Origin of the sequence: Nitratidesulfovibrio oxamicus, assembly GCF_015731765.1 — a bacterium.
GTDB classification, from domain to species: domain Bacteria; phylum Desulfobacterota; class Desulfovibrionia; order Desulfovibrionales; family Desulfovibrionaceae; genus Cupidesulfovibrio; species Cupidesulfovibrio oxamicus.
This window is the reverse complement of sequence record NZ_VRYY01000628.1, coordinates 1-1,061: the sequence shown is the minus strand read 5'-3', so window position 1 is coordinate 1,061 and position 1,061 is coordinate 1. Positions and strand designations below refer to the sequence as shown.

The following is a 1,061-nucleotide window of genomic DNA, read 5'->3' as shown; positions in this document are numbered from 1 at the left end:
GCCTGGCCGGGCTGGGCTGCCTGACTGGCTGACGGCGCGGTGTCGCCTGCTTGCGCGGCGGATGCTCGCGCTGCCGGGTCGGCGCCGCTCGCCGGGTGGTGTCTTCTCGTTGCATCCGTTCCGTTCGCGCCATCGGTTTCCTTGCCGTTCTGTGGTGCAAGGGCGGTGCGTTCCCCGGTTCCGTACAGGCAGGATGGCCCCCCCAGTCCTGCAAGCCCCCCCTGTCCTCCCGGTCCGGCGTAGCCAGCGGGGGGGGCGGCTCCGTTGCGGGCTGCGGCGCGGGCCAGACAGATGCGCAGGTAGTCCGGCAGGTGGCGGGCGAACAGCTTGGGCGCGTCCTGCGCCGCCAGCGCCGCCCGTTCCAGAGTGTGGATGAGTTCGCGTACGTTGCCCGGCCAGTGGTAGGCCAGCAGGGTTTCGTGGAAGTCGGGCGAGATGTCCTTTTCCGGCAGGGCAAAGCGCGCCCAGATGCGCGGCAGGTAGTGCCCGGCCAGCGCGGTGACGTCTTCGCACCGTTCGCGCAGCGGCGGAATGCTCACCACCACCGTGCGCATGCGGTACAACAGGTCGCTGCGAAAGGTATTGCGTTCGACCATGTCTTCCAGGTTGCGGTTGGTTGCCGCAATCAGGCGGAAATCGCTGGTGATTTCCGTGCGGCCCCCCACTGGGCGAAAGCGGTGTTCCTGCAGCACGCGCAGGAACATCTTCTGCATGGACAGGGGCAGTTCGCCCACTTCGTCCAGAAACAGCGTGCCGCGGTCCGCCTGCAGCACCAGACCGTCGCGGTTGGAATCCGCCCCGGTGAAGGCTCCCTTGCGATGGCCGAACAGGATGGACCCGACCAGCGAACGCGGCAGCGAGGCGCAGTCCACGGCCACGAAGGGCGCGGCGGCGCGGGGGCTGTTGTCGTGGATGGCGCGGGCGAACAGTTCCTTGCCCACGCCCGTTTCGCCTGTGACCAGTGCGGCGGCGTCGCTGCCCGCCGCCTCGGCCACCACATCCAGGCACCGGCGGATGGCCGTGCTGACCCCCACGATGGAGTGCTTGAGCCGCGACGAGGG

General features: G+C 69.4%; 1 protein-coding gene. It reads right to left on the bottom strand.

The window, feature by feature from the left end:
* Window positions 1–1,061, bottom strand: a 1,061-nt coding sequence (locus FVW20_RS16410) for a sigma 54-interacting transcriptional regulator (protein ID WP_231039182.1), incomplete at both ends; no start/stop codon positions are given.